General features: G+C 45.9%; 18 protein-coding genes. 14 read left to right on the top strand and 4 right to left on the bottom strand.

What is annotated here, in order from left to right; all coding sequences use genetic code 11:
* Nucleotides 1–200: 200 nt before the first annotated feature.
* Complete coding sequence (trxA, locus tag PQG66_RS19080) at nt 201–518, top strand: thioredoxin (protein ID WP_272039394.1); 318 nt, start codon at nt 201–203, stop codon at nt 516–518.
* A gap of 238 nt (nt 519–756) precedes the next feature.
* On the top strand, nt 757–2,817 hold the full coding sequence (gene uvrC, locus PQG66_RS19075; RefSeq protein WP_272039393.1) for an excinuclease ABC subunit UvrC: 2,061 nt from the start codon (nt 757–759) through the stop codon (nt 2,815–2,817).
* Here the strand turns inward: uvrC and PQG66_RS19070 are convergent.
* Complete coding sequence (locus PQG66_RS19070) at nt 2,786–4,483, bottom strand: CPBP family intramembrane glutamic endopeptidase (RefSeq protein WP_272039392.1); 1,698 nt, start codon at nt 4,481–4,483, stop codon at nt 2,786–2,788. The genes uvrC and PQG66_RS19070 overlap by 32 nt on opposite strands.
* Nucleotides 4,484–4,916: 433 nt before the next feature.
* On the opposite strand from PQG66_RS19070, the gene PQG66_RS19065 reads away from it, so the two are divergent.
* Nucleotides 4,917–6,236: a TrkH family potassium uptake protein gene (locus tag PQG66_RS19065; protein WP_442955132.1), complete on the top strand. Its 1,320-nt coding sequence runs from the start codon at nt 4,917–4,919 to the stop codon at nt 6,234–6,236.
* A gap of 19 nt (nt 6,237–6,255) precedes the next feature.
* A complete protein-coding gene (locus tag PQG66_RS19060; protein ID WP_272039389.1) occupies nt 6,256–6,927 on the top strand; it encodes a potassium channel family protein in 672 nt (223 codons plus the stop codon).
* 40 nt (nt 6,928–6,967) lie between these two features.
* On the opposite strand, the gene PQG66_RS19055 is transcribed toward PQG66_RS19060, so the two are convergent.
* Nucleotides 6,968–7,891, bottom strand: a complete 924-nt coding sequence (locus tag PQG66_RS19055; protein ID WP_272039388.1) for a LysR family transcriptional regulator — start codon at nt 7,889–7,891, stop codon at nt 6,968–6,970.
* Between the two features lie 327 nt (nt 7,892–8,218).
* Between PQG66_RS19055 and PQG66_RS19050 the strand changes: the two genes are divergently transcribed.
* The 6 genes from PQG66_RS19050 to PQG66_RS19025 all read left to right on the top strand — a co-directional run bounded on the left by PQG66_RS19050 (nt 8,219) and on the right by PQG66_RS19025 (nt 14,639).
* A complete protein-coding gene (locus tag PQG66_RS19050) occupies nt 8,219–8,887 on the top strand; it encodes a succinate dehydrogenase cytochrome b558 subunit (RefSeq protein ID WP_272039510.1) in 669 nt (222 codons plus the stop codon).
* A 131-nt stretch (nt 8,888–9,018) separates the two neighbouring features.
* On the top strand, nt 9,019–10,761 hold the full coding sequence (gene sdhA, locus PQG66_RS19045; RefSeq protein ID WP_272039387.1) for a succinate dehydrogenase flavoprotein subunit: 1,743 nt from the start codon (nt 9,019–9,021) through the stop codon (nt 10,759–10,761).
* 386 nt (nt 10,762–11,147) lie between these two features.
* Complete coding sequence (gene sdhB, locus PQG66_RS19040) at nt 11,148–11,912, top strand: succinate dehydrogenase iron-sulfur subunit (protein WP_272039386.1); 765 nt, start codon at nt 11,148–11,150, stop codon at nt 11,910–11,912.
* A gap of 212 nt (nt 11,913–12,124) precedes the next feature.
* The gene (locus tag PQG66_RS19035) at nt 12,125–13,066 is read left to right on the top strand and encodes a metallophosphoesterase (RefSeq protein WP_272039385.1); all 942 of its coding nucleotides are present in this window, start codon (nt 12,125–12,127) and stop codon (nt 13,064–13,066) included.
* A 61-nt stretch (nt 13,067–13,127) separates the two neighbouring features.
* On the top strand, nt 13,128–13,856 hold the full coding sequence (locus PQG66_RS19030) for a metallophosphoesterase family protein (protein ID WP_272039384.1): 729 nt from the start codon (nt 13,128–13,130) through the stop codon (nt 13,854–13,856).
* Between the two features lie 141 nt (nt 13,857–13,997).
* Nucleotides 13,998–14,639, top strand: a complete 642-nt coding sequence (locus PQG66_RS19025; protein WP_272039383.1) for a GNAT family N-acetyltransferase — start codon at nt 13,998–14,000, stop codon at nt 14,637–14,639.
* 257 nt (nt 14,640–14,896) lie between these two features.
* Here the strand turns inward: PQG66_RS19025 and PQG66_RS19020 are convergent, their stop codons facing one another.
* On the bottom strand, nt 14,897–15,706 hold the full coding sequence (locus PQG66_RS19020) for a histidinol-phosphatase (protein WP_272039382.1): 810 nt from the start codon (nt 15,704–15,706) through the stop codon (nt 14,897–14,899).
* Nucleotides 15,707–15,737: 31 nt separating this feature from the next.
* Nucleotides 15,738–16,640 carry a LysR family transcriptional regulator gene (locus tag PQG66_RS19015; protein WP_272039381.1) on the bottom strand — a complete coding sequence of 301 codons (903 nt, stop codon included), beginning with the start codon at nt 16,638–16,640 and terminating at the stop codon, nt 15,738–15,740.
* 445 nt (nt 16,641–17,085) lie between these two features.
* On the opposite strand from PQG66_RS19015, the gene PQG66_RS19010 reads away from it, so the two are divergent.
* The 4 genes from PQG66_RS19010 (at nt 17,086) to PQG66_RS18995 (ending at nt 20,706) form a co-directional block, all read left to right on the top strand.
* Nucleotides 17,086–17,544 (top strand): chemotaxis protein CheX, encoded by a 459-nt coding sequence (locus PQG66_RS19010; protein WP_272039380.1) that lies wholly within the window; start codon nt 17,086–17,088, stop codon nt 17,542–17,544.
* A gap of 55 nt (nt 17,545–17,599) precedes the next feature.
* Nucleotides 17,600–18,373: an SDR family NAD(P)-dependent oxidoreductase gene (locus PQG66_RS19005; protein WP_272039379.1), complete on the top strand. Its 774-nt coding sequence runs from the start codon at nt 17,600–17,602 to the stop codon at nt 18,371–18,373.
* A 180-nt stretch (nt 18,374–18,553) separates the two neighbouring features.
* Nucleotides 18,554–19,927: a DEAD/DEAH box helicase gene (locus PQG66_RS19000; RefSeq protein WP_272039378.1), complete on the top strand. Its 1,374-nt coding sequence runs from the start codon at nt 18,554–18,556 to the stop codon at nt 19,925–19,927.
* Nucleotides 19,928–19,953: 26 nt separating this feature from the next.
* Nucleotides 19,954–20,706 carry an ABC transporter ATP-binding protein gene (locus tag PQG66_RS18995; RefSeq protein ID WP_272039377.1) on the top strand — a complete coding sequence of 251 codons (753 nt, stop codon included), beginning with the start codon at nt 19,954–19,956 and terminating at the stop codon, nt 20,704–20,706.
* Nucleotide 20,707 lies beyond the last annotated feature (1 nt).

Here is a 20,707-nt window from a genome sequence, read left to right as displayed (position 1 = left end):
GTATACTTGGAAAAGAAAGCGTTTGTAAAGAAATTGCAGAAGGCTGGCTTAAGCTGTAATTGTGAAGATTTCATGTTGGGAAGATGAACATTAGTCTGTTCATTTCACAAGTTTAACGAACATGTGTTATACTGGAAGTGTCGTTCGCGACGTTACAGGTTAAAATAAATTCGTACGTACTATATAAGGAGGACAATTTCATGGCTATTGTTAACGTATCCGATCAATCCTTTAACACTGAAGTCGAAGGAGAAGGAACGGTTTTGGTTGATTTTTGGGCGCCTTGGTGTGGTCCTTGTAAAATGCTTGCGCCAATTTTGGAAGAATTGTCCGCAGAAGTTGGCGATTCCGTAAAAATTGCTAAAGTGAACGTGGATGAGAATCCAGAATCTGCTTCCCGTTTTGGTGTAATGAGCATTCCAACATTGATCTTCTTCAAAGATGGTCAACCGGTAGATAAAGTGGTTGGTCTGAACTCGAAAGAAGCACTCAAAGGTATCATCGAAAAACATCAATAAGATGTAGGCTGACACATCGCCTCCGGTTTACATGCCGGGGGCGTTTTGCGTCGAAAAGCGCTTTGCAGGACAATATAGAAGTAATATAGTCATAATCTGAAACTAATTTATTATATATGAACGAATATAAAATGAAACTGGAAATTTACATGATTAACGAAGAGGACGGAAAGGTCATCGGAGTGGAACATGTAAGGTGAAGGTTTCAATTTTCTCGGAAGGGAGGAACCACCGAATTATGGACCCATTTTTGGAGAAGTTAGAAGAGCAGGAGAAGGCACTGGAGCAGATTCGTCACAAACTCGCACTGCTTCCGGACATGCCGGGCTGTTACTTGATGAAAAACAGTGAGGGCACGATTATTTACGTTGGTAAAGCCAAAGTGTTGAAAAACCGCGTGCGATCTTATTTTATTGGCAGTCATAACGGAAAGACACAGCGACTTGTTTCCGAAATTCGTGATTTTGAATATATCGTCACGGGCAGCAACATGGAAGCACTCATTCTGGAGTGTAACCTGATTAAAAAACACATGCCTCGTTATAACGTTTTGCTCAAAGATGATAAGACTTTTCCTTATCTTAAAATAACGAATGAAAAGCATCCACGGCTCGAAGTGACCCGGCGTGTGCTGAAAGATAAAGCCAAATACTTCGGACCTTATCCGAACTCGTATGCAGCACACCAGACCAAAAAACTACTGGATCGTATGTATCCACTCCGCAAATGTGGTGTAATGCCAAAGGAAGTGTGCCTGTATTACCATATGGGGCAATGCCTCGCTCCTTGTGTGAAAGAAGTGAAAAAAGAGCAATATGATGAGATTTCTCAGGAGATTGGATCATTTCTAAGTGGCGGGCATGAGGAGATTAAGAAAGATTTGCAACGCAAGATGCAGGAAGCGGCTGAAGACTTGTATTTTGAACGTGCCAAAGAGCTACGTGATCAAGTAATTGCCATTGATGCCATCATGGAAAAACAGAAAATTACGATGGCGGATGCCAGAGACCGCGACGTCTTTGGGTTTGCGATTGATAAAGGCTGGATGTGTGTCCAGATTCTATATATGCGTCAGGGAAAAATGATTGAACGTCACGTGTCCACTTTTCCGTTTTACGGGGAGCCTTACAGTGATTTTATGTCCTATGTAACTCAATACTACAGTGACAATCCGGCTTTGCCGCAGGAAATTTTGCTACCAGAGATGCCCAAAGAGCTAATCACTGACGAAGATACGAACAATACAAAAAATGCTGATGAAGCTAACCCTTCAGACCATGTTCATGCTGTGGTGACGGCTGAATCTACGCAGGAGGAATTGCAAGCTGGAATGGATCAAACGGCTGCCTCCGTGCCACTTGTTGCCGAGACTCGTACCGCCTATAATCATTCAACCGAAGCGCCAGATGCGTCAGACGCTAAACTGCCATCCGAGATGGAAGATCCGTTGCAGATGGCTGCATCCCTACAGGAGTGGTTGGAGATTAAGGTGCACATTCCGCAACGTGGATTGAAACGTCAGATGATTACGATGGCACTCGACAATGCAAGAGTCGCTTTAGATGAGAAGTTCCGTCTTATTGAGCGTAATGAAGAGCGGACATCCAAAGCTTCCGAGGGACTCGGACGCTGGATTGGCCTGGAACAGTTGCGGCGAATTGAGGCTTTCGATAACTCGAACATTCAGGGAACGAATCCGGTATCGGCCATGATTGTTTTTACAGATGGTAAACCGGACAAGAAAGAATACCGCAAATATAAGGTTCGTTCTGTTGAAGGGCCGGACGATTATGAAACGATGCGAGAAGTGATTCGCCGTCGTTATGAGCGTGTGCTCAAAGAAAATCTCACCCAGCCAGACCTGATTGTAGTCGATGGTGGTAAAGGTCAGATTTCAGCTGCTGTGGATGTGCTTGAAAACGAGCTGGGGCTCTTTATTCCCGTTTGCGGATTGGTGAAGGATGCCAAGCATAAAACGTCACAGTTGATGATCGGTAATCCACCAGAGGTTATTAACTTGCCGCGGGATAGTCAGGAGTTCTATTTACTTCAACGGATTCAAGAAGAGGTTCACCGGTTTGCAATCTCATTTCACCGTGAGCAGCGAGGTAAATCCATGGTTACTTCCCGGCTGGATTCCATTCCAGGCATCGGAGAGAAGCGACGCAAACTTTTACTGAAGCATTTTGGCTCTTTACGCAAAATTAAAGAGGCCAGCGTCGAAGACTTCCGGCCTCTATCCATTGGTGATAAATTGGCAAAACAGATTATTGCAGCACTTCGTGATGAGGAGTCGTAACATACGGCTTCTCTTTTTCTTTTGGATTAAAACGGTAGATCACATATCCAACAATGGCTGGCAATACAATCCAGAAGATGCCGGCGCCGATGTTCAGTGCGTCTCCCATGAAAATCAAGCTAAGTCCCATCAGCAGGCTGTCGAAGATGACATGTGCGAAAACGACGGCAATGAAGCCATGACGCAACATGATCAGACTGAACAGCAGTCCGATTACCGTTAACTCGATTGGGCGGGAAATGACTGGATAGATTGGGTACAACGTATGTCCAAGTGCCCATATAATCGTTGGGATCAAGCAGGCGATAAAGGTGTTCCGTACAACCTTTTGCATCATACGAATACCGAACAACCGATAGACCGCTTCTTCACCAATTCCGGCCATCCAGGCCATGATCGGGAAGATCCAGGCATACGTCATGTTATATGTCGATTGCTCCGGCGAAGTAGTAGACCATGTGCCGATGCTGCGCTCCAGAATGAAGAACAGAACGGACTGTACACCCAGCAAAATGAATGCCCACAGGTAGCCAGAATACATGCTGTGCAGTACATATTTACCATAACCGGGCTCTTTGGCCCGAGGCCACGGATTAAATCCGATTTTGCGCCACATACCATCCCCTGCGACAAGTGACAGATAGATGGAGGCACTCATCACAAGTGTAACGCCTGTTTGAATGAGCAAAAGGAACACCAGAATGAAATTGGAAAGTCCTTGTGCCTGAAAGACAGGTAACATATTCAGTGTGCCGATCATGGAAGCTGCAAAGTACACTAGCGATAACAGGACACCGCGTTTGAACGACGTATGAGCACGAGTCAGAATGCTGTAGATAATCGCAAGCACCCCAAGAATAAATGTCAGGAATGCGTAACCACCGTAAGTCATCCAATTGGCTAGCTTGGTCTGATCCTTGACATAACTCGTATGAGATTGAGGGACAGAGAACCCGGGATCGAAAGAACGAACAGCTCCATCTTCAAAAGTGAATTTCAATTCAAGATTGGCGTTGCCAATCGTTTTACTCGCATCGGTATACTTCAGACCTGGTTCGTCATCGCTTGTCTCCAGTTGAAGCGCATTGACGTCATAGCCGAAGTGTTGGAGAACCCCTGCAGCCAGTTCTTCTTTTTTATCCAATGCCATGTTACCCTCTGCAAGAGACTCCGAAGTGCTTTTCAATCCCTGTTCTTGCTCTGCTTCAACAGCTGTATAGAGGGAGGAAGGTTGTACACGTTTGAAAGCGACGACCTTCCCTGTTTTCATGTGTACGTCAACATTAAAGTAGCCACCTCTGTCCTCATCTGGCAAACGCACACGATAGACATCGTAAGGATAGGTTGTTTCCCATTTTTTATTATATGCATCAAGCTGTTTTGTCTTCGCCATATAGCCATAGACGTCAGAATGAGTCTGATACGTTACAAGAGGCTTGATGTCATCGCTCGGAAGCATGTAGTCATCTATAGAAACCGCGAATGAACGTGCAGATTCGATTGCTTGCTCCTTGCTGATGGGGATTGTCGAAGAAATTTCGGTCGTTTGTGAAGAAGTTGCAGGAAAGATCTGAAAGACACAAAATAAAATCAGGCCGATCACCGCAAGCAAGCCTAAACGCTTGAAGTTAGCCTTTAGTTGCAAAGGCTGCCCTAAGGGATTCATAGAATGGTGTTCCTCCTTTATTCAATTACATATTAAAGTAAAGATAGCACAGGGGATGCACTTAATGCCAATTACAACACGAAAAAAGGTGCAAAACATTGAAAATGAATGAAAATGTTCGAAAGAATCGGATCTTGCTAGCTGAGACTGAGCGTTTTTCCCGTTTTGAACGAATTCGATGTTATTTACACAAAATTCGTTTTGTTTATAATCGCTGTAGCGCTTATAATTTTGAAGCAAATATGCAAAAATTCGCATGTCCAGGGCTTAACAAGGGAACGAATAGAACAAGCATAGCTATGAATGTCAACAGGAATTGATTAACTTCCAATATATGATGCATTTGTTTGATTTAGACATGAGCTCCACCCGGTGGAGTTATTTTCTTTTTAGTAGAGGTGGATGGTACTGAGTGAAAGTCAATATTCAACGGATGCGATTATCGCCACCCCGTATTCTGGTGCTAGGATTCGCTGGCATTATTATGATCGGCACACTGCTGCTAATGCTTCCGTTCTCCAGCCGAAGTGGTGATAGCCTGGCCTTTATCGATGCACTCTTCACGGCAACATCGGCAGTCAGTGTAACAGGGCTGGTTGTCGTGGACACAGGAACTTATTTTTCTGTGCTGGGTCAGGTGATTATTGCGATTCTAATTCAAATTGGCGGACTGGGATTCATGACGATGTCTACACTCGTTGCGATTGCATTCAAACGGAAAATTTCGCTCAAAGAGCGTTTAATATTACAGGAAGCGATGAACCAGACCACCATGGAGGGGATCGTGCGGTTAATCCGCAAAGTTGTGATTTACTCTCTGATTCTGGAGGGGATCTGCGGTACATTGTTTGCACTGCGCTGGTCGTTTGATATGCCGATTGGTCAGGCCATATATTATGGGTACTGGCATGCAATCTCTTTGTTTAACAATGCAGGTTTCGATATGTTCGGTGATTTCAGCAGTCTGACCGATTACGTCAATGATCCACTTGTTAATTTCACTGCTATGTTTCTGATTGTTACCGGGGGGATTGGCTTTGTGGTGCTGTCGGATCTGGTGGACTATCATAAAACAAAAAAGCTATCATTACACTCCAAAGTTGTATTGCTGATAACCGCTTTATTAATTGTGATTGGTGCGCTCGTTATTTTTGTGTTTGAGTTCAGCAATCCGCGCACGTTAGGCGGTCTGAACTGGGGCGGTAAAATGCTCGGCTCATTCTTCCAGTCCGTAACACCACGTACAGCCGGTGCCAATTCAGTGGATATTGCCGGACTGAGGCAGGCCACGCAATTTTTCATGATTATATTGATGTTTATCGGTGCATCCCCTGGCTCAACCGGAGGCGGGATCAAAACAACAACGTTTCTGATTATGGCGGGAGCAGTGATTGCCATGATGCGTGGACGAGAAGACATCGTCTTTTTCCGCTATAGACTTTTGCAGGAACGTATTTTCAAGGCGCTTACGATTACGCTGCTAGCACTGCTATTCATTATTACAGTAACGATGATATTGAGTACGACAGAGGATAGTGGTTTTTTAATGATATTATTTGAAACGACATCTGCTTTTGGAACGGTAGGACTCTCCCTTGGTCTTACACTTAAGTTGACCACATTTGGTAAGTTGATGATTTGTTTTACGATGTTTGCTGGACGACTTGGACCGATTACGCTGGCGTATGCACTGGGGCAGAAAAAGGGTAAAGACTTATACAGGTATCCCGAAGGTAAAATGATTATTGGATAGAGGGGTTCGTGAGGATAGAATGAGAAAACAGCAGTTTGCGGTAATTGGCCTTGGACGGTTCGGATCGAGTCTGGCGCAAGAACTAATGGAACAAGGTTATGAGGTACTTGGTATTGATAAAAATGAAGAGCTTGTGGAAGACATGAGAGACCTGGTCACTCATGCTGTCGTGGCGGATGCTACCGATGAGGAAGTGCTTCGTTCACTGGGTATCCGCAATTTTGACTGTGGAATCGTCGCTATTGGCGCCGATATCCAGACGAGCATTCTCACCGCCATTTTGCTCAAAGAGCTGGGTGTCAAAACGGTTGTGGCCAAGGCGATCTCTGTTCTTCACGGACGGGCACTTGATAAACTGGGCATTGACCGTGTCGTTTACCCTGAACGTGATATGGGCATTCGAGTGGCTCACCAATTGGTTACACCCAACCTGCTGGATTACATTGAATTGTCCAATGATTACAGTATCGTAGAGATGAAGGTGCCTGCCTGTCTGCACAATAAAACCCTCTCTACGCTCAATGCCCGTGTACGCTTCAACTGTAGTATTGTAGCACTGCAAAAAGAAGCCGGGGTCATTATTGCCCCGACCGCGATGGATTCGCTGCAAGCAGGCGACATTATGATTATTATTGGAAATAATGATGACATTGAACGTTTTGAGGAAGAGGTCATAAGTCAGGAAAACTGAGCCAATTCGCTGTTAGCAGTGATGACCGTTAAAGAATCGATCAAGGCGCTGTCGCCCTCCGTGAAGGCAATGGCGCCTTTGCTGTAAAAAATGCAGTCGTCTCCCTGATCCATTGTCTGGACGTTTCGCTGAGGTCTTCCTTTTCCCCATAAATCATGCAAGTTGTTCTTCGGGTCTGCTTCAACTGAGGGAGATGCACAGCAACAAGATCATTATCTGCCAGCAGCTGCGGACGAAGATAGGATTTGGGAAGCAGGGCAGCGGCTTTGCAGGTAGGCAGCAGCCGGATAATCGCTTCAAATGAATCGATTTCCATACGAATATCAGGCATCACGGTACAACGTTGGAAAAGGTCGTCTGTCAGTTTGCGGTACCAAGTTCCTTTGGAGAACGTAATCATTGGCATGTCCTGCAAATGCTCCATATCGGCCTCTTTGCCTGCAAGCGGATGTGTAAGTGGCACGACGAGCTCCAGATGGTCATCAAACAGGGGGATACAGTTCAGCCCCGTTTCGCTAATGGACGAAGCAACGATGCCAACATCGGCCTTCTTGTCACGTACAAAAGAAACGATCTCATGTGTCTTGCCTGTTAACAACTTTAGCTCGGTATTCGGATGTTTCTCCATAAAGGTATTAACCAACGGGGGCAGGGTCGTCTGAAGTGTCGTTAGGCTGGCTCCGAGGGTAATAATGCTCTGTTCCTCGTCTTTGTACTGAGACAACATGGTGAGAAATTTCTGCTGTTGCTGTTTTTGCTCAACGGCGAAGGTATAAGCAAGCTGACCTACACTGGTTAATTCCAGCCGTTTGCCTCGGCGATGGAACAGCGAAACCCCAAGCTCATCCTCAAGTTTGGAGATTTTACGTGAGAGCGCAGGCTGAGACAGGTTCAGCAACTTGGAAGCACGATTCAGGCTAGATTGTTCCACCACTGCCGCAAATGCATTTAGATCTTCGAACATGAACACAGACCTCTTTTCTTATGGATGTGATTCTTGCCCTTGATTAATGGTTTGATCTATTGTAAGCCAGATAAAGCTGTTGTTTTGATTTTATAACGTGTAAACAGGTTGAATTTAATGCTTATACCTATAAGTTATAACATTTAATAATTATATTGCAATTCCCTTATAAGAAAAAAAGGAGTAACATGAATTGTGACACAAGTTGTTCACACCTGATGAAATCGGAACAATTTGTCGAACCTTCTCATGCAAGAAGGAATTTTGTCATGATATACGAATAGTTTTATGAAAACGTTGTATTTAGCGAAAGGGGATCGACATTTTATGAAAGGGTTTTACTCCAGAAAGCTGCACTCCTTGCTCGGCGTCATTCCGCTCAGTCTGTTCTTTGTAGAGCACTTGGTGACGAACTTCACGGCAGTTGAAGGCGGCAAAGAAGCTTTTTATGGTGCCGTTGCATTTCTGAACGGTCTGCCTCTTGTTATTGTTATTGAGGCGCTCCTCATCTGGTTGCCGCTGTTCTATCATGGTGTATACGGTCTGTATATTGCTTACCAGGCTAAGCCTAACGTGGGACGTTACGGCAATGAGCGCAACTGGCGCTATACCCTGCAAAGAATTAGCGGGATCATCACGTTTGTTTTCGTGATCTGGCATGTATGGGAGACGCGTGTACAAATTGCTTTGGGTAATGTAACACATGAGGAGATTGGTGGCGTCATTCATAATGCTGTGACGAATCCAATAACCTTTGCGATCTATATGATCAGTGTGGTTGCAGCGTCATATCACTTTGCAAACGGTCTCTGGTCGTTCCTCGTTAGCTGGGGAATTACGGTTGGACCTCGTGCGCAGCGCGTATCGTCTTATGTGTGCATGAGCCTGTTCGCACTGGTTTCCATTATGTTTATCGCTTCATTGTTTGCTTTCCGGAACGTTGATTTCCAGACAGCGACTTCAATGATCGACACGGTTAAATCGATTTTGGTCTAAAATCGGCGAATGAACGCTTTTTAATATTAATTTAAACTGATGTATTCATGCTTGTTGGTTTAGTTATTTGTAATTCATGCTTACTGATTAAATCTTAAGATTAATGCTTACTTAGAGGGAGTGAACTAGCAATGGCATCATCGAATGTAATTATTGTGGGCGGCGGTCTCGCGGGGTTGATGGCGGCGATCAAATCGGCTGAAGCCGGAGTCCATGTTCATTTATTTTCACTGGTTCCTGTAAAAAGATCACACTCCGTATGTGCCCAAGGCGGTATCAACGGTGCGGTAAATACCAAAGGGGAAGGCGATTCTCCATGGGTACACTTTGACGATACGGTATACGGAGGAGACTTCCTCGCTAACCAGCCTCCAGTTAAAGCGATGTGTGAAGCAGCACCTGGCATTATCCACCTGATGGACCGGATGGGCGTAATGTTTAACCGTACACCGGAAGGTTTGCTGGATTTCCGTCGTTTCGGGGGTACGAAGCATCACCGTACTGCGTTTGCCGGCGCGACAACGGGCCAACAGTTGCTCTATGCACTGGATGAGCAGGTACGCCGCTGGGAAGCAGCAGGCCTCGTGACCAAGTATGAGAACTGGGAGTTCCTGCAAGCTGTTATCGATGATGAAGGCGTATGCCGTGGTATTGTGGCACAGGATCTCAAAACAATGAAAGTTCAGACCTTCCCTGCGGAAGCCGTTATTTTGGCAAGTGGTGGTCCGGGTATCATTTTTGGTAAAACAACAAACTCCGTTATCAACACGGGTACAGCGGCAAGCGCGGTATACCAGCAAGGTGTGAATTATGCGAATGGAGAGTTCATCCAGATTCACCCTACAGCGATTCCGGGAGACGACAAGCTGCGTCTGATGTCTGAATCTGCTCGTGGTGAAGGTGGTCGGATCTGGACGTACAAAGACGGTAAACCTTGGTACTTCCTTGAGGAGAAATATCCATCCTACGGTAACCTTGTACCGCGTGATATCGCGACACGTGAAATCTTCAGTGTCTGTGTAGACATGGGACTAGGTGTGAATGGCGAGAACATGGTCTATCTCGACCTCTCTCACAAAGATCCGAAGGAACTGGATGTTAAACTGGGCGGAATTATCGAAATCTATGAGAAGTTCATGGGTGACGACCCACGAAAAATTCCGATGAAAATCTTCCCGGCAGTTCACTATTCCATGGGCGGCATGTGGGTAGATTATAACCAAATGACGAACATCCCTGGCTTGTTTGCAGCTGGCGAATGTGAATATCAATATCATGGTGCGAACCGTTTGGGTGCAAACTCTCTCGTATCCGCGATCTATGGTGGGATGGTAGCTGGACCGAAAGCTGCTGAATATATCAAAGGATTGAAGAAATCATCGGCAGATATCTCTTCTTCCGTATTCGATGGTTATACAAAACGCCAAACCGAGAAATACGAAGGCATCCTGAAAATGCAAGGTACCGAGAATGCTTACGTAATTCACAAAGAGTTGGGCGAATGGATGACAGCTAACATGACCGTGGTTCGTTACAACGACAAGCTCGAAGCAACCATCGGCAAAATCAAGGAACTGAAAGAGCGTTATGGCAAAATCAATATGTACGACAACTCGGGTTGGAACAACCCTGGTGCGGCATTTACCCGCCAATTGTGGAATATGCTTGAGCTTGCAGAAGCGATGACTCTAGGTGCGTTGCTCCGTAACGAAAGTCGCGGTGCACACTACAAGCCGGAATTCACTGAGCGTAACGATGAGGAGTTCCTGAAAACGACCATCGCAAGCTGGACGAAGGAAGGCCCGCAGATCTCGTACGAGCCAGTGGACGTATCCCTGATTCCACCGCGTATCCGGGACTACTCGAAAGACTAAGCTGAAGATAGTAATGGCGATTCGAAGGGCGTCCCGCAATCGGAACATCCATCCGATCACCAACACTGCTTTGTCACTTTTTAATTCAGGAAGCCTAGCATGAGCAGGCTTTTACAAAAAAATATAGCAATCCAGAGGAATGGATTGCAGTTTCCAGCAAAGCAACACGAGGTGCACGGCGTAGCGGAGGAAGTGGAAATGCCCGGAAGAAGCGAAGCGTTCGCGTTTATCACCGAATTTTCACCCTGGTAAGGGTGGATCAAAAAAATTCGGGGGTAATGGCGATCCAAAGGGCATTCCACGACCGGAGCGTCTACCCGAGCACCAAAAAAGCCGCTTTGCACACTAGCAATACAATCATCGTCACCAGAGGAGGGGACAACGATATGGCGGAACAAGCAACAGCGAGCAAAACCGTCAAGTTTATTATTACCCGTCAAGACAGCCCGGAGTCATCTTCTTATACTGAAGAGTTTGAACTTCCGTACCGTCCGAATATGAACGTGATCAGCGCCCTGATGGAGATTCAGCGGAACCCGGTGAACAAGGATGGCAAGTCCATCGCCCCAGTATGCTGGGAATCCAACTGTCTTGAAGAGGTATGTGGTGCTTGCTCCATGATTATTAATGGCAAGCCGCGTCAAGCGTGTGCTGCCTTGATCGACAAGCTTGAACAACCGGTACGTATCGAACCGATGAAAACATTCCCGGTTGTACGTGACCTGGTCATTGACCGTACACGGATGTTTAACGCTCTAAAACGCGTTAAAGCGTGGATTCCAATTGATGGCACCTATGACCTTGGTCCAGGACCAAGGATGCCTGAGAAGAAACGTCAATGGGCTTATGAGCTGTCCAAGTGTATGACATGTGGTGTATGCCTCGAGGCTTGTCCTAACGTAAACGAGAAAACGGACTTTATTGGGCCGGCTGCTCTATCCCAGGTTCGTCTGTTCAATGCTCACCCAACAGGTGAGATGAACGCTGAAGAACGTTTGGAAGCACTGATGGAAGATGGCGGTATTGAAGGATGCGGTAACTCGCAGAACTGTGTCCGTTCATGTCCAAAAGGCATTCCGCTCACTACTTCAATCGCCGAAATGAATAAACAAACCACCAAGCACATGTTCAAACGTTGGCTGGGTGTATAACCAAAATTGTAACGCATAAGCAGAGATGACTCTGCCGATCGAAGAAGTCGTGGATCCCTGTGTAGTATCTGACAGGGTCACGGCTTCTTTTGTCGTCAGCCGAAGGAACCAGGCATCCGATACAGAATATGGTATACTACATTATTACAAGCTTGAATATAGACGGAGCACAGCTTTTCATTTTTTAGTAATACGATTCGAGGAGGAAAGAGATGGGGAAGACACCACGTTCGAACAACAGTAGCTCAACGTTCCAACCCCCGAGCAAAACATACAATTCGAAAAAACCTCTTTTTCCTGGTGAAGAAAAGGATCATGACCCTTCTCGTCGAATGGTTCAATTACGAAAAATATTAATGACAATAGGGGCTAGTGTATTGACGTTGGGGTACGCTCTGTGGGAGCCAAGACGATTGCAAATCAATCACGTAGATCTTGATCTTCCTTTATTTCCAAAAACGTTTGACGGATTGCGGATTGTTCATTTCAGCGATGTGCATCTAGGTTTTCATACCGGGGTAAAAGAATTAAGGAAGTTGTCGGTACGGGTTGAGGAGCAGCATCCTGATCTCATCTGCTTTACTGGAGATATTGTAGAGAGAATGGCAGAGCCGATGCGTGAATGTGTGCCTGTTCTGGCATCCATGGAAGCGAAATACGGGAAATTTGCTGTTTTGGGCAATCATGACTATCGTGGACGCCAACAAAAAGATGTACAGAATATGTTTCGTGAAGCGGGCTTTACGTTACTATGCAATCAACATGTTGTTATAGAAGAAGAAGGAGAACGAATCGCCGTAGTGGGATTAGATGATGCTCTGACAGGCCATCCGGAGCCGGAAAAAGCAGTTGACGGATTACATGAGAGCATATGGAAGGTGCTGCTGGTGCATGAACCGGATTATGCGGATTATGCAGCTCCACACGGTTTCGGATTACAGCTCTCGGGTCACAGTCACGGGGGGCAAGTTCGTTTTCCCTGGCTTGGAGCGATGACAACACCTCGGGGATCGCGCAAATATATACATGGATTACACTACACTTCTCCGTACCAGATGCCAGTATATGTAAATCGGGGGTTCGGCATGACACAGCTACCCATTCGCTTTCTGTGCAGACCGGAGCTTACGGTGCTCCACTTGAGATCGAAATAAGATATAAGAAGATTAAATTGCATTGATAAATACGATGTGGGACATGAATGGGGGGAACCAGATGGAACGAATAGCAATTGTATCCGACATTCATGGTAACATGACTGCCTGGGAAGCTGTATGGAAAGACATTCAACGTCGCGGTGTGGACCGAATCTTTTGTCTCGGAGACCTTGTAGGTAAGGGGCCGCAACCAGCGGAAGTCGTTGACCAGATCAGATCGGTATGTGAGGTCGTCATTCGCGGCAACTGGGACGAACTTGTTGCTGTAAACCAGGATGTCGTGGATTTTACATGGCAAGCAGAACAACTGGGCGCAGAGCGAGTAGCTTATTTGGCGAGTCTTCCCTTCAGTTATGAATTTAAAATAAGTGGCCGACTGATAAGGCTAGTTCACGCTTCACCACAGAGCGTATATCACCGCGTGCAGCCTTGGGATGATATGGACAGGCGACTGGCAATGTTCGATCCTCCAGCGAAAGAGGGGACAGGGGTCGCTGATATTGTAGGTTATGGGGATGTGCATAATGCATTTCTACAATACCTGGATGGGAAAATGTTATTTAATACAGGAAGTGTGGGTAATCCGCTTGATCTTCCTCAGGCTTCATATTGCATTCTCGAAGGCGAGCGGAACGACGATATCCAGAAGCCATTCAACCTCCAGTTCGTCCGAGTTCCTTACGATATTGAACATGAAGTGCAGATTGCTCAGAGAGCAAAAGTCCCAGCACTTGATGCTTATGTACGTGAGATCCGTTTGGGGATCTATCGTGGTTTGCAGGAATAGAATGTCTTCACAGTATAAAGCTGATTCATGGGGGGACATACTACAGCTTATGTCATCGGATGAGTGATATGATGCCGAATCATCTATAGAGCATGCTTGTCTTACCGGACTAAAAACCGTTTAGGCAAAGGAGTGATTGTCATGCTTAACCGAAACATGCTGATCCAAGGCCTGCCTGCCTTATGGACGGAACGTCTTGTACTAAGGTCATTACGCCAGAGTGATTACATCACTTTATCTGATCTGTTATCCGATCCACAAGTCATTCGCTACGTTAATCGAGGGACTCAGCCTGCTCCTATTCGAGCAAGGAAACTGCTGCATCAGATTCGAAGCAGTAGTACCAAGTTAGATTCGCTGCATTACGGCATCTGTTGGAAAGACGGAGAACAAGTGATCGGTATAACCTCCTTCCAGCAGTGGAATGACCAAAAAGGGACAGCACAGATCGGTTACATCCTGAACAAGTCATGTTGGGGTAAAGGTGTAGCGACGGAAGCCGTTCACCGCATGCTCACATTCGGATTTGATGATCTTCATCTATGGAGAGTGGAAGCAAGGTGTTATGAGGCTAACGGTTCCTCGGAGCGAGTACTGCTTAAAATGGGCATGACGTATGAACGCAAACTTCCATCATACGGGTTGAACGAAGGGCAAGATGTAGCATCTGAATGCTCGATGGATGTTAAGGTGTATGGGATGTACCGCGAGCAGTTTCAACATGACATCTTCAGAAAGAGCGTATATACCCAAGCGTCGAACAAGCCTGGAATTTCTTTGTAAAATAGAGAAACACAGGGTTGAAACATTCCTCATGCTTTTTGTTACACAATTGAAATATTGTTGCAATTGAACTCTAACAGACAAGGGGTAAACTTATCTCATGACCCCCTTTTTGATAATAGATTATGCTGTTGGGACCCGCACATCGCGGGTCCATTTTTTTTGAGCAGATAGGTTAAAATGTTTGTTGAAACGGCAAAAGAAAAAGATCACCATGTATCTACGTATCTACACGGGTGATCTTTCTATCATAGCTTCTATAACGGCACAATCTGCATCTCTTTTTGTTTGAAATACACCCATTCCGAAAAACCGATCTCTCGCAAACGTGTGCGCACATTGTCTAACTCATCTGCTACTCGCTCAGGGATATGAGCATCTGAACCGAAGGTAACTTTTACACCGTAATGATTCGCACGTTCCAAGATGGCATCGGATGGGTACCAGCCACCGCTGAGTTTGGTTTTGCCTGAAGTGTTGATTTCGATGGCAACGTTCGCATCAGCGATCACCTGGAGCGTTTCGTCAATCGCATGGTCAGCAACAATTTCGGAGAATGGTGGATAGTTACCTTTCATGGCATCAATATGTCCAAGAATCTGGAACATGCCGCTGCGAGCTGATTGCGCGATTAACGCATAGTAGCCTTCTTTCACTTTAATTTTACGAGCAGAGCTTAGTCCCTTCCAGCGGGTTTTATTAAAAATACTAACGTCCTCTGTATGATGAACAGAACCAATAATATAGTCAAACGGATACTGTCCCAGCGTCGAACGATACAGTTCAGCATGCTTCGGAAAGAAGTCAGATTCAATACCGAGCAGGACATCGATTTTTCCGGCATATTCCTCTTTTAACGCGAGCACTTCAGCGACATAATGTTGCAATTCAGATTTACCCATCGCAATTCGCGGATACGCCTGCTCCAGTTCACTGCCAAAGTAAGGGGTGTGATCGGAGATTCCGATGGCCTGAAGCCCCGCCTCAATGCCTGCTTCGATGTAATCCCGAATATTACCGTCCGCATGACCACAACGGAAATGATGTGTATGTAGATCAAATTTCATTGGAATCCCTACCCTTTCTTCTCATCTATTTTTATTCCGAGCTAATAAATTGTGTTTCTGGCATACCCTTGAGATCACTCAAAAATTGATGCATCGCTGAGTTGAGGTAACGACTGGATTTGTAGATGACACCTACAGGATGACTGACCTCCAGTTCACTTAAAGGAATCATGCGCAATGTACCCTGCCGTAATTCCTGTGCTACGGATTGTTTGGAGATAATCGCAGCACCAAGGTCGATCTCCACCATTCGTTTCACTTCTTCACTGCTCGACAATTCCATGACGACATTGGGCTCAATGTTATACTTTTTGAATACAGCTTCTGTAAACCTGCGTCCGACCGTATCTGGTGACAGTAGAATGAGTGGTGTGCTCCGCAGTACGTCAACTGCCGCATGTTTTTTCTTCGCCAGTGGATGGGAAGGAGATACAACCAGTTCGAAGGTGTCGTAATACAAAACCGATGTACTGAGATTAGGGTTCCGCTCCGTGAGGTATCCGATTCCAATGTCCACGATACCGTTCTCGACCTGGGTATAAATTTGGGAAGAAGGAAGCGATTGGATACTCGTTTTGATGAGTGGAAATTGATCCTGAAAGTACGAAAGAACCCTCGGTAGAATCTGGATTGCTATGGATGTGGTGGTACCAAGTACAATGCGTCCTTGCGGTGTTTCATCCAAGTCAGACAGCTTTTGTTTTAATTCATCCACGATGTCGAGCATCCGCTCAGCATGTTCCAGAAAAACCTGTCCGCGATCTGTGAGAGTTACAGGTTGATTCCGATCCACAAGAACGGTGTTGAATTCGTCTTCTAGGCTTTTGATCTGGGCCGAAACAGCCGGCTGGGTCAGGTTAAGAAGTTCACCCGCTTTACGAAAACTCATTGTTTTGGAAATGGTAATTAGCGTTTCCAATTGGCTGATGTTCATATACGGCCTCCTTGCAGCAAATATCCTCTGTATGTCATGTGTCATGCGTAGAATTCCGTGACGTGTACAGTTTCTCTTATCTATAAATTATAGGTGATTACGGACACTAGAGCAATGAAGGCAGATAGATCATATTTTGAGTAGGTCGACGGACTGATAAATATGAGATGGTTTATTGTTTCAAAAAAGTTGAACGTGTACAAAAAAGATAGTATAAAAGTCCCTATCTTCTGATCTCTCGTTTAGATCAAAAATATTTTTCCAAAGAAGTGAAATGCAGATCAGATCAGCTATAAACAATTGCTATTCGAATGACGATAAATTATAGTACACATTATTTTCTAGTTTTTTAATGAATTCTCGTACGTGATAAAGTATAATTAAATCATTGAATATGGGACTTTTGGTATGTGACCAATAACCCAGTGTGAGGAGGACATAGACAGTGAAAGCGGAAGTGATCAATCCATTCCTGGAATCGGCACGTAACGTATTTGAACAGCTCATCCAGGTTTCGCCTTCCACCGGGAGTCTTGGCGTGAAGAATGTTGAGTACATTGCTGACCATGTCTGGATCGTGATTGGGATGACTGGACAGTTGAGCGGAAATATTGTTTTTGGTATACAAGAATCGGTTGCTTTGAAAATTGTTTCGGCCATGATGGGTGGTTTTGTGATTACAGAGTTGGACGAAATGAGTAAAAGTGCAATTTCGGAACTGGGTAATATGATCAGCGGTAATGCAAGTACAATTTTGTCTAATCAGGGCGTCGTCGTGGATATTACTCCACCGCAAGTGATGCAATCTGAGCATATAACCACCCTTAACGCAACGAAAGCGTTGAGCATTCCTTTGTTGATGGATGGAATTGGCGAGATGGATATTCAGGTGATGATCTCGTAAAATAAAAGCATAGGCCATTCAAGGCCAGTGTGTTTATTACGGGAGGACATCAACCATGCTGAAAGATCAGGTTGTTTTTATAACAGGAGCATCGAGCGGAATTGGTGCGCTTTGTGCGCAAATGCTGATTGAAGAAGGTGCTATCCCCATTCTAGCTGCTCGTTCGTCGGACAAGCTGGAACAGATTGGTGCTTCACTACAGGGACAGCATGAGCTGCTTACACTGGATGTTACAGACAGTGAGCAGGTTCAGACGGCTGTAGACGCGATGTTACATAAATACGGACGAATCGATATCCTACTCAATAATGCCGGTTACGGAAAATTTGCCGCGATGACAGACATGTCCGTGCAGGAATTTGACGAGATGATGGACGTGAATTATATGGGAATAGTCCGGTGCACCAAAGCAGTTCTTCCACAGATGCTGGAACGGGGCAAAGGCCAGATTATAAACGTTGCTTCGATGGCTGGTAAGATTGGGACGGCCAAATCAGCTTCTTACACGGCCACGAAGCATGCGGTAATCGGATTCAGCAACGCGTTGCGTCAAGAACTGCGCAAGACGGGCATTACCGTTACTACGATTAATCCAGGCCCTATTGATACTCCGTTTTTTGACCGTGCAGACCCCTCGGGACATTATGTAAACAATGTGCGCTGGATGATGCTGACACCACAAAAAGTAGCAGGCCACATGATCCGAGCTATGAAGAGACGCAAAGAAGAAGTGAATCTACCGCGGATTGCATCAGCTGGTATGTGGTTGTACCAGTTATTCCCACGGCTTGCTGATCGACTGACACACAGTATAATGAATCAGAAGTAGGATGTAACAAGTGCATCATATATCGGATTAAGAAGAGCGCCGTTGGAGGGGCTTTTCTTTTTTTTTTGCTGAATTGAACATTTTGAATTAAGATTTGGTACGCAGGCTTTTTTGGCATATAATGAAAAGTAATGTGGTGACAGGATGTTTTTTACGAAATCAATTTAAAGGATGGAATACATGACGAATCAAACTTTTGCATCAATAGGTATTGCACAGGATCTGGAGACGTTACTGGCTCAACACGGCATTAACCAGCCTTCTCCGGTACAGGCACAGACCATTCCGGTTATTTTGGAAGGTAAAGATGTGGTGTCCAAATCCCAGACGGGAACTGGGAAAACGCTGGCTTATCTGTTGCCTCTGTTGCAATCCATTAAGAATGACATAAAAGGAACCCAGAAGCTGATCATAGCGCCTACGCAGGAACTTGCGATGCAAATTGTACGTGAGGCACAGCGTTATGGTGCGGATCGCGGCATTGGTGTGCAGGGACTGATCGGTGGTGCGGCTGTCAAACGTCAGATTGAGAAGCTCCGAGAGCACCCCGAACTCGTTGTGGGTACACCAGGACGGTTGAAGGAACTGATTACACTCAAAAAGCTGAAGATGCACAATGTATCCACCATTGTTATTGATGAAGCAGATCAGGTGTTTCAGCTCGGCGGCGTAAGCGACGTGGAGTTTGTGTTGAAAAGCGCGCTACGTGACCGTCAGTTAATCTTCCTGTCCGCTACAATTGATGAACATACAGCGCTACTTGCGAAGCGCGAGATGAAAGAACCTGTGCATATCGGGATCGAACCAGACCGCGCGACGGCTGCCGGACTTGAACATTATTACTTTGTAGAAGAGAGCCGCAACAAGATTGATATGCTTCGTCGTCTGGTCAGACAATACAAGCCGGATCGGGCCATTGTCTTTGTGAATGCAACAGAAGACATCGGTGAGGTTGAGGCAAAAATGAATCATCTCGGGCTACCAGCAGCAGCATTGTATGGAGATGCTGACAAAGTGACTCGCAGTAACGTACTGGCTGCCTTCCGTAATGGCAAAATCCAATTGCTGATTGCTTCCGAAGTAGCAGCAAGAGGACTGGACATCGAGGGATTGCCAATGGTTATCAATTACGATCCTGCCTTTGACTCAGAGCATTACGTCCACCGTGCAGGTCGGACAGGCCGAATGGGGCGTTCAGGGATCGTATTATCTATCGTTGATGAAACGCAAATTTTCATTATGCGTAAATTCGCACGGGAACTTGGCATTGAGTTGCAGGAACGTGTTCTGTTTGGTGGCAAAGTTCTCGAGGCCGATCCACGGCCAGATACTCGCCCGGAAGGACATTCGTTTTCTCGCAAACCGGGGAAGTCCAGTGATCGCAAGCCGGCTTCAAACGGCAAAACGTCAGGTGCAAGGGCGACCCTTTCAGCGCAGAGATCGGCAGGTAGTAAGCCATCTGGTCATGCAAGTCGCTCGGACCGCGACCAGAATCGTAAAAACAAGGGAGCACCCAAATGGAGTAAAGACAGAGCACCGCGCTCTGAGGAATAATTTGGATGAAAGGGGTGCAGCGATAGATGGAGAACGTTCAATCGCCTGTGCTGCAAATCAGCGGGCTTAGTGGAGGATATAGTGCCAAACGGCCGGTGCTTCATGGCATTAATCTGGAGGTTGGACGCGGAGAAATGGTCGGACTAATCGGACTGAACGGCGCTGGCAAAAGCACAACCATGAAACACATTCTTGGCCTGATGACTCCCCAGCAGGGAGAGGTTCGGGTGATGGGGAAAAAGCGGGATGAGGACGCACAGATTTATCAATCCGCGATGGCCTTTGTCCCGGAATCTCCCGAGTTATATGATGAAATGACGGTCATGGAACACTTAGAGTTTACAGCCAGAGCGTATAATGTGTCCGAGGCAGATTTCAAACAACGGACAGAGAAGCTGCTGAAATTGTTCCGCATGAATGAGAAAAGCACAAGTCTGTCCACGCACCTGTCCAAAGGGATGCGGCAAAAGGTCATGATTATGTGTGCGTTTGTAGCGGGCCCGCCTCTCTACATTATTGATGAGCCTTTTCTGGGGCTAGACCCTCTGGGGATTCGTTCCCTGCTTGATTTTATGTTGGAGATGAAAGCAGCCGGGTCTTCCATATTGCTGAGTTCACATATTTTGTCGACGATTGAAAATTATTGTGATCGTTTTGTTGTGTTGCATCGTGGACATGTAATTGCACAAGGTACACTGAATGAATTACGCACGCAGTTCGGGGAGTCTGACACACCGCTGGAGCATATGTTCTATTCCCTCGTACAAGGCAGGGATTAGT

This window comes from Paenibacillus sp. JJ-100, from assembly GCF_948329825.1.
GTDB lineage: Bacteria > Bacillota > Bacilli > Paenibacillales > Paenibacillaceae > Paenibacillus.
This window is presented reverse-complemented; position numbering and strand designations above follow the sequence as displayed.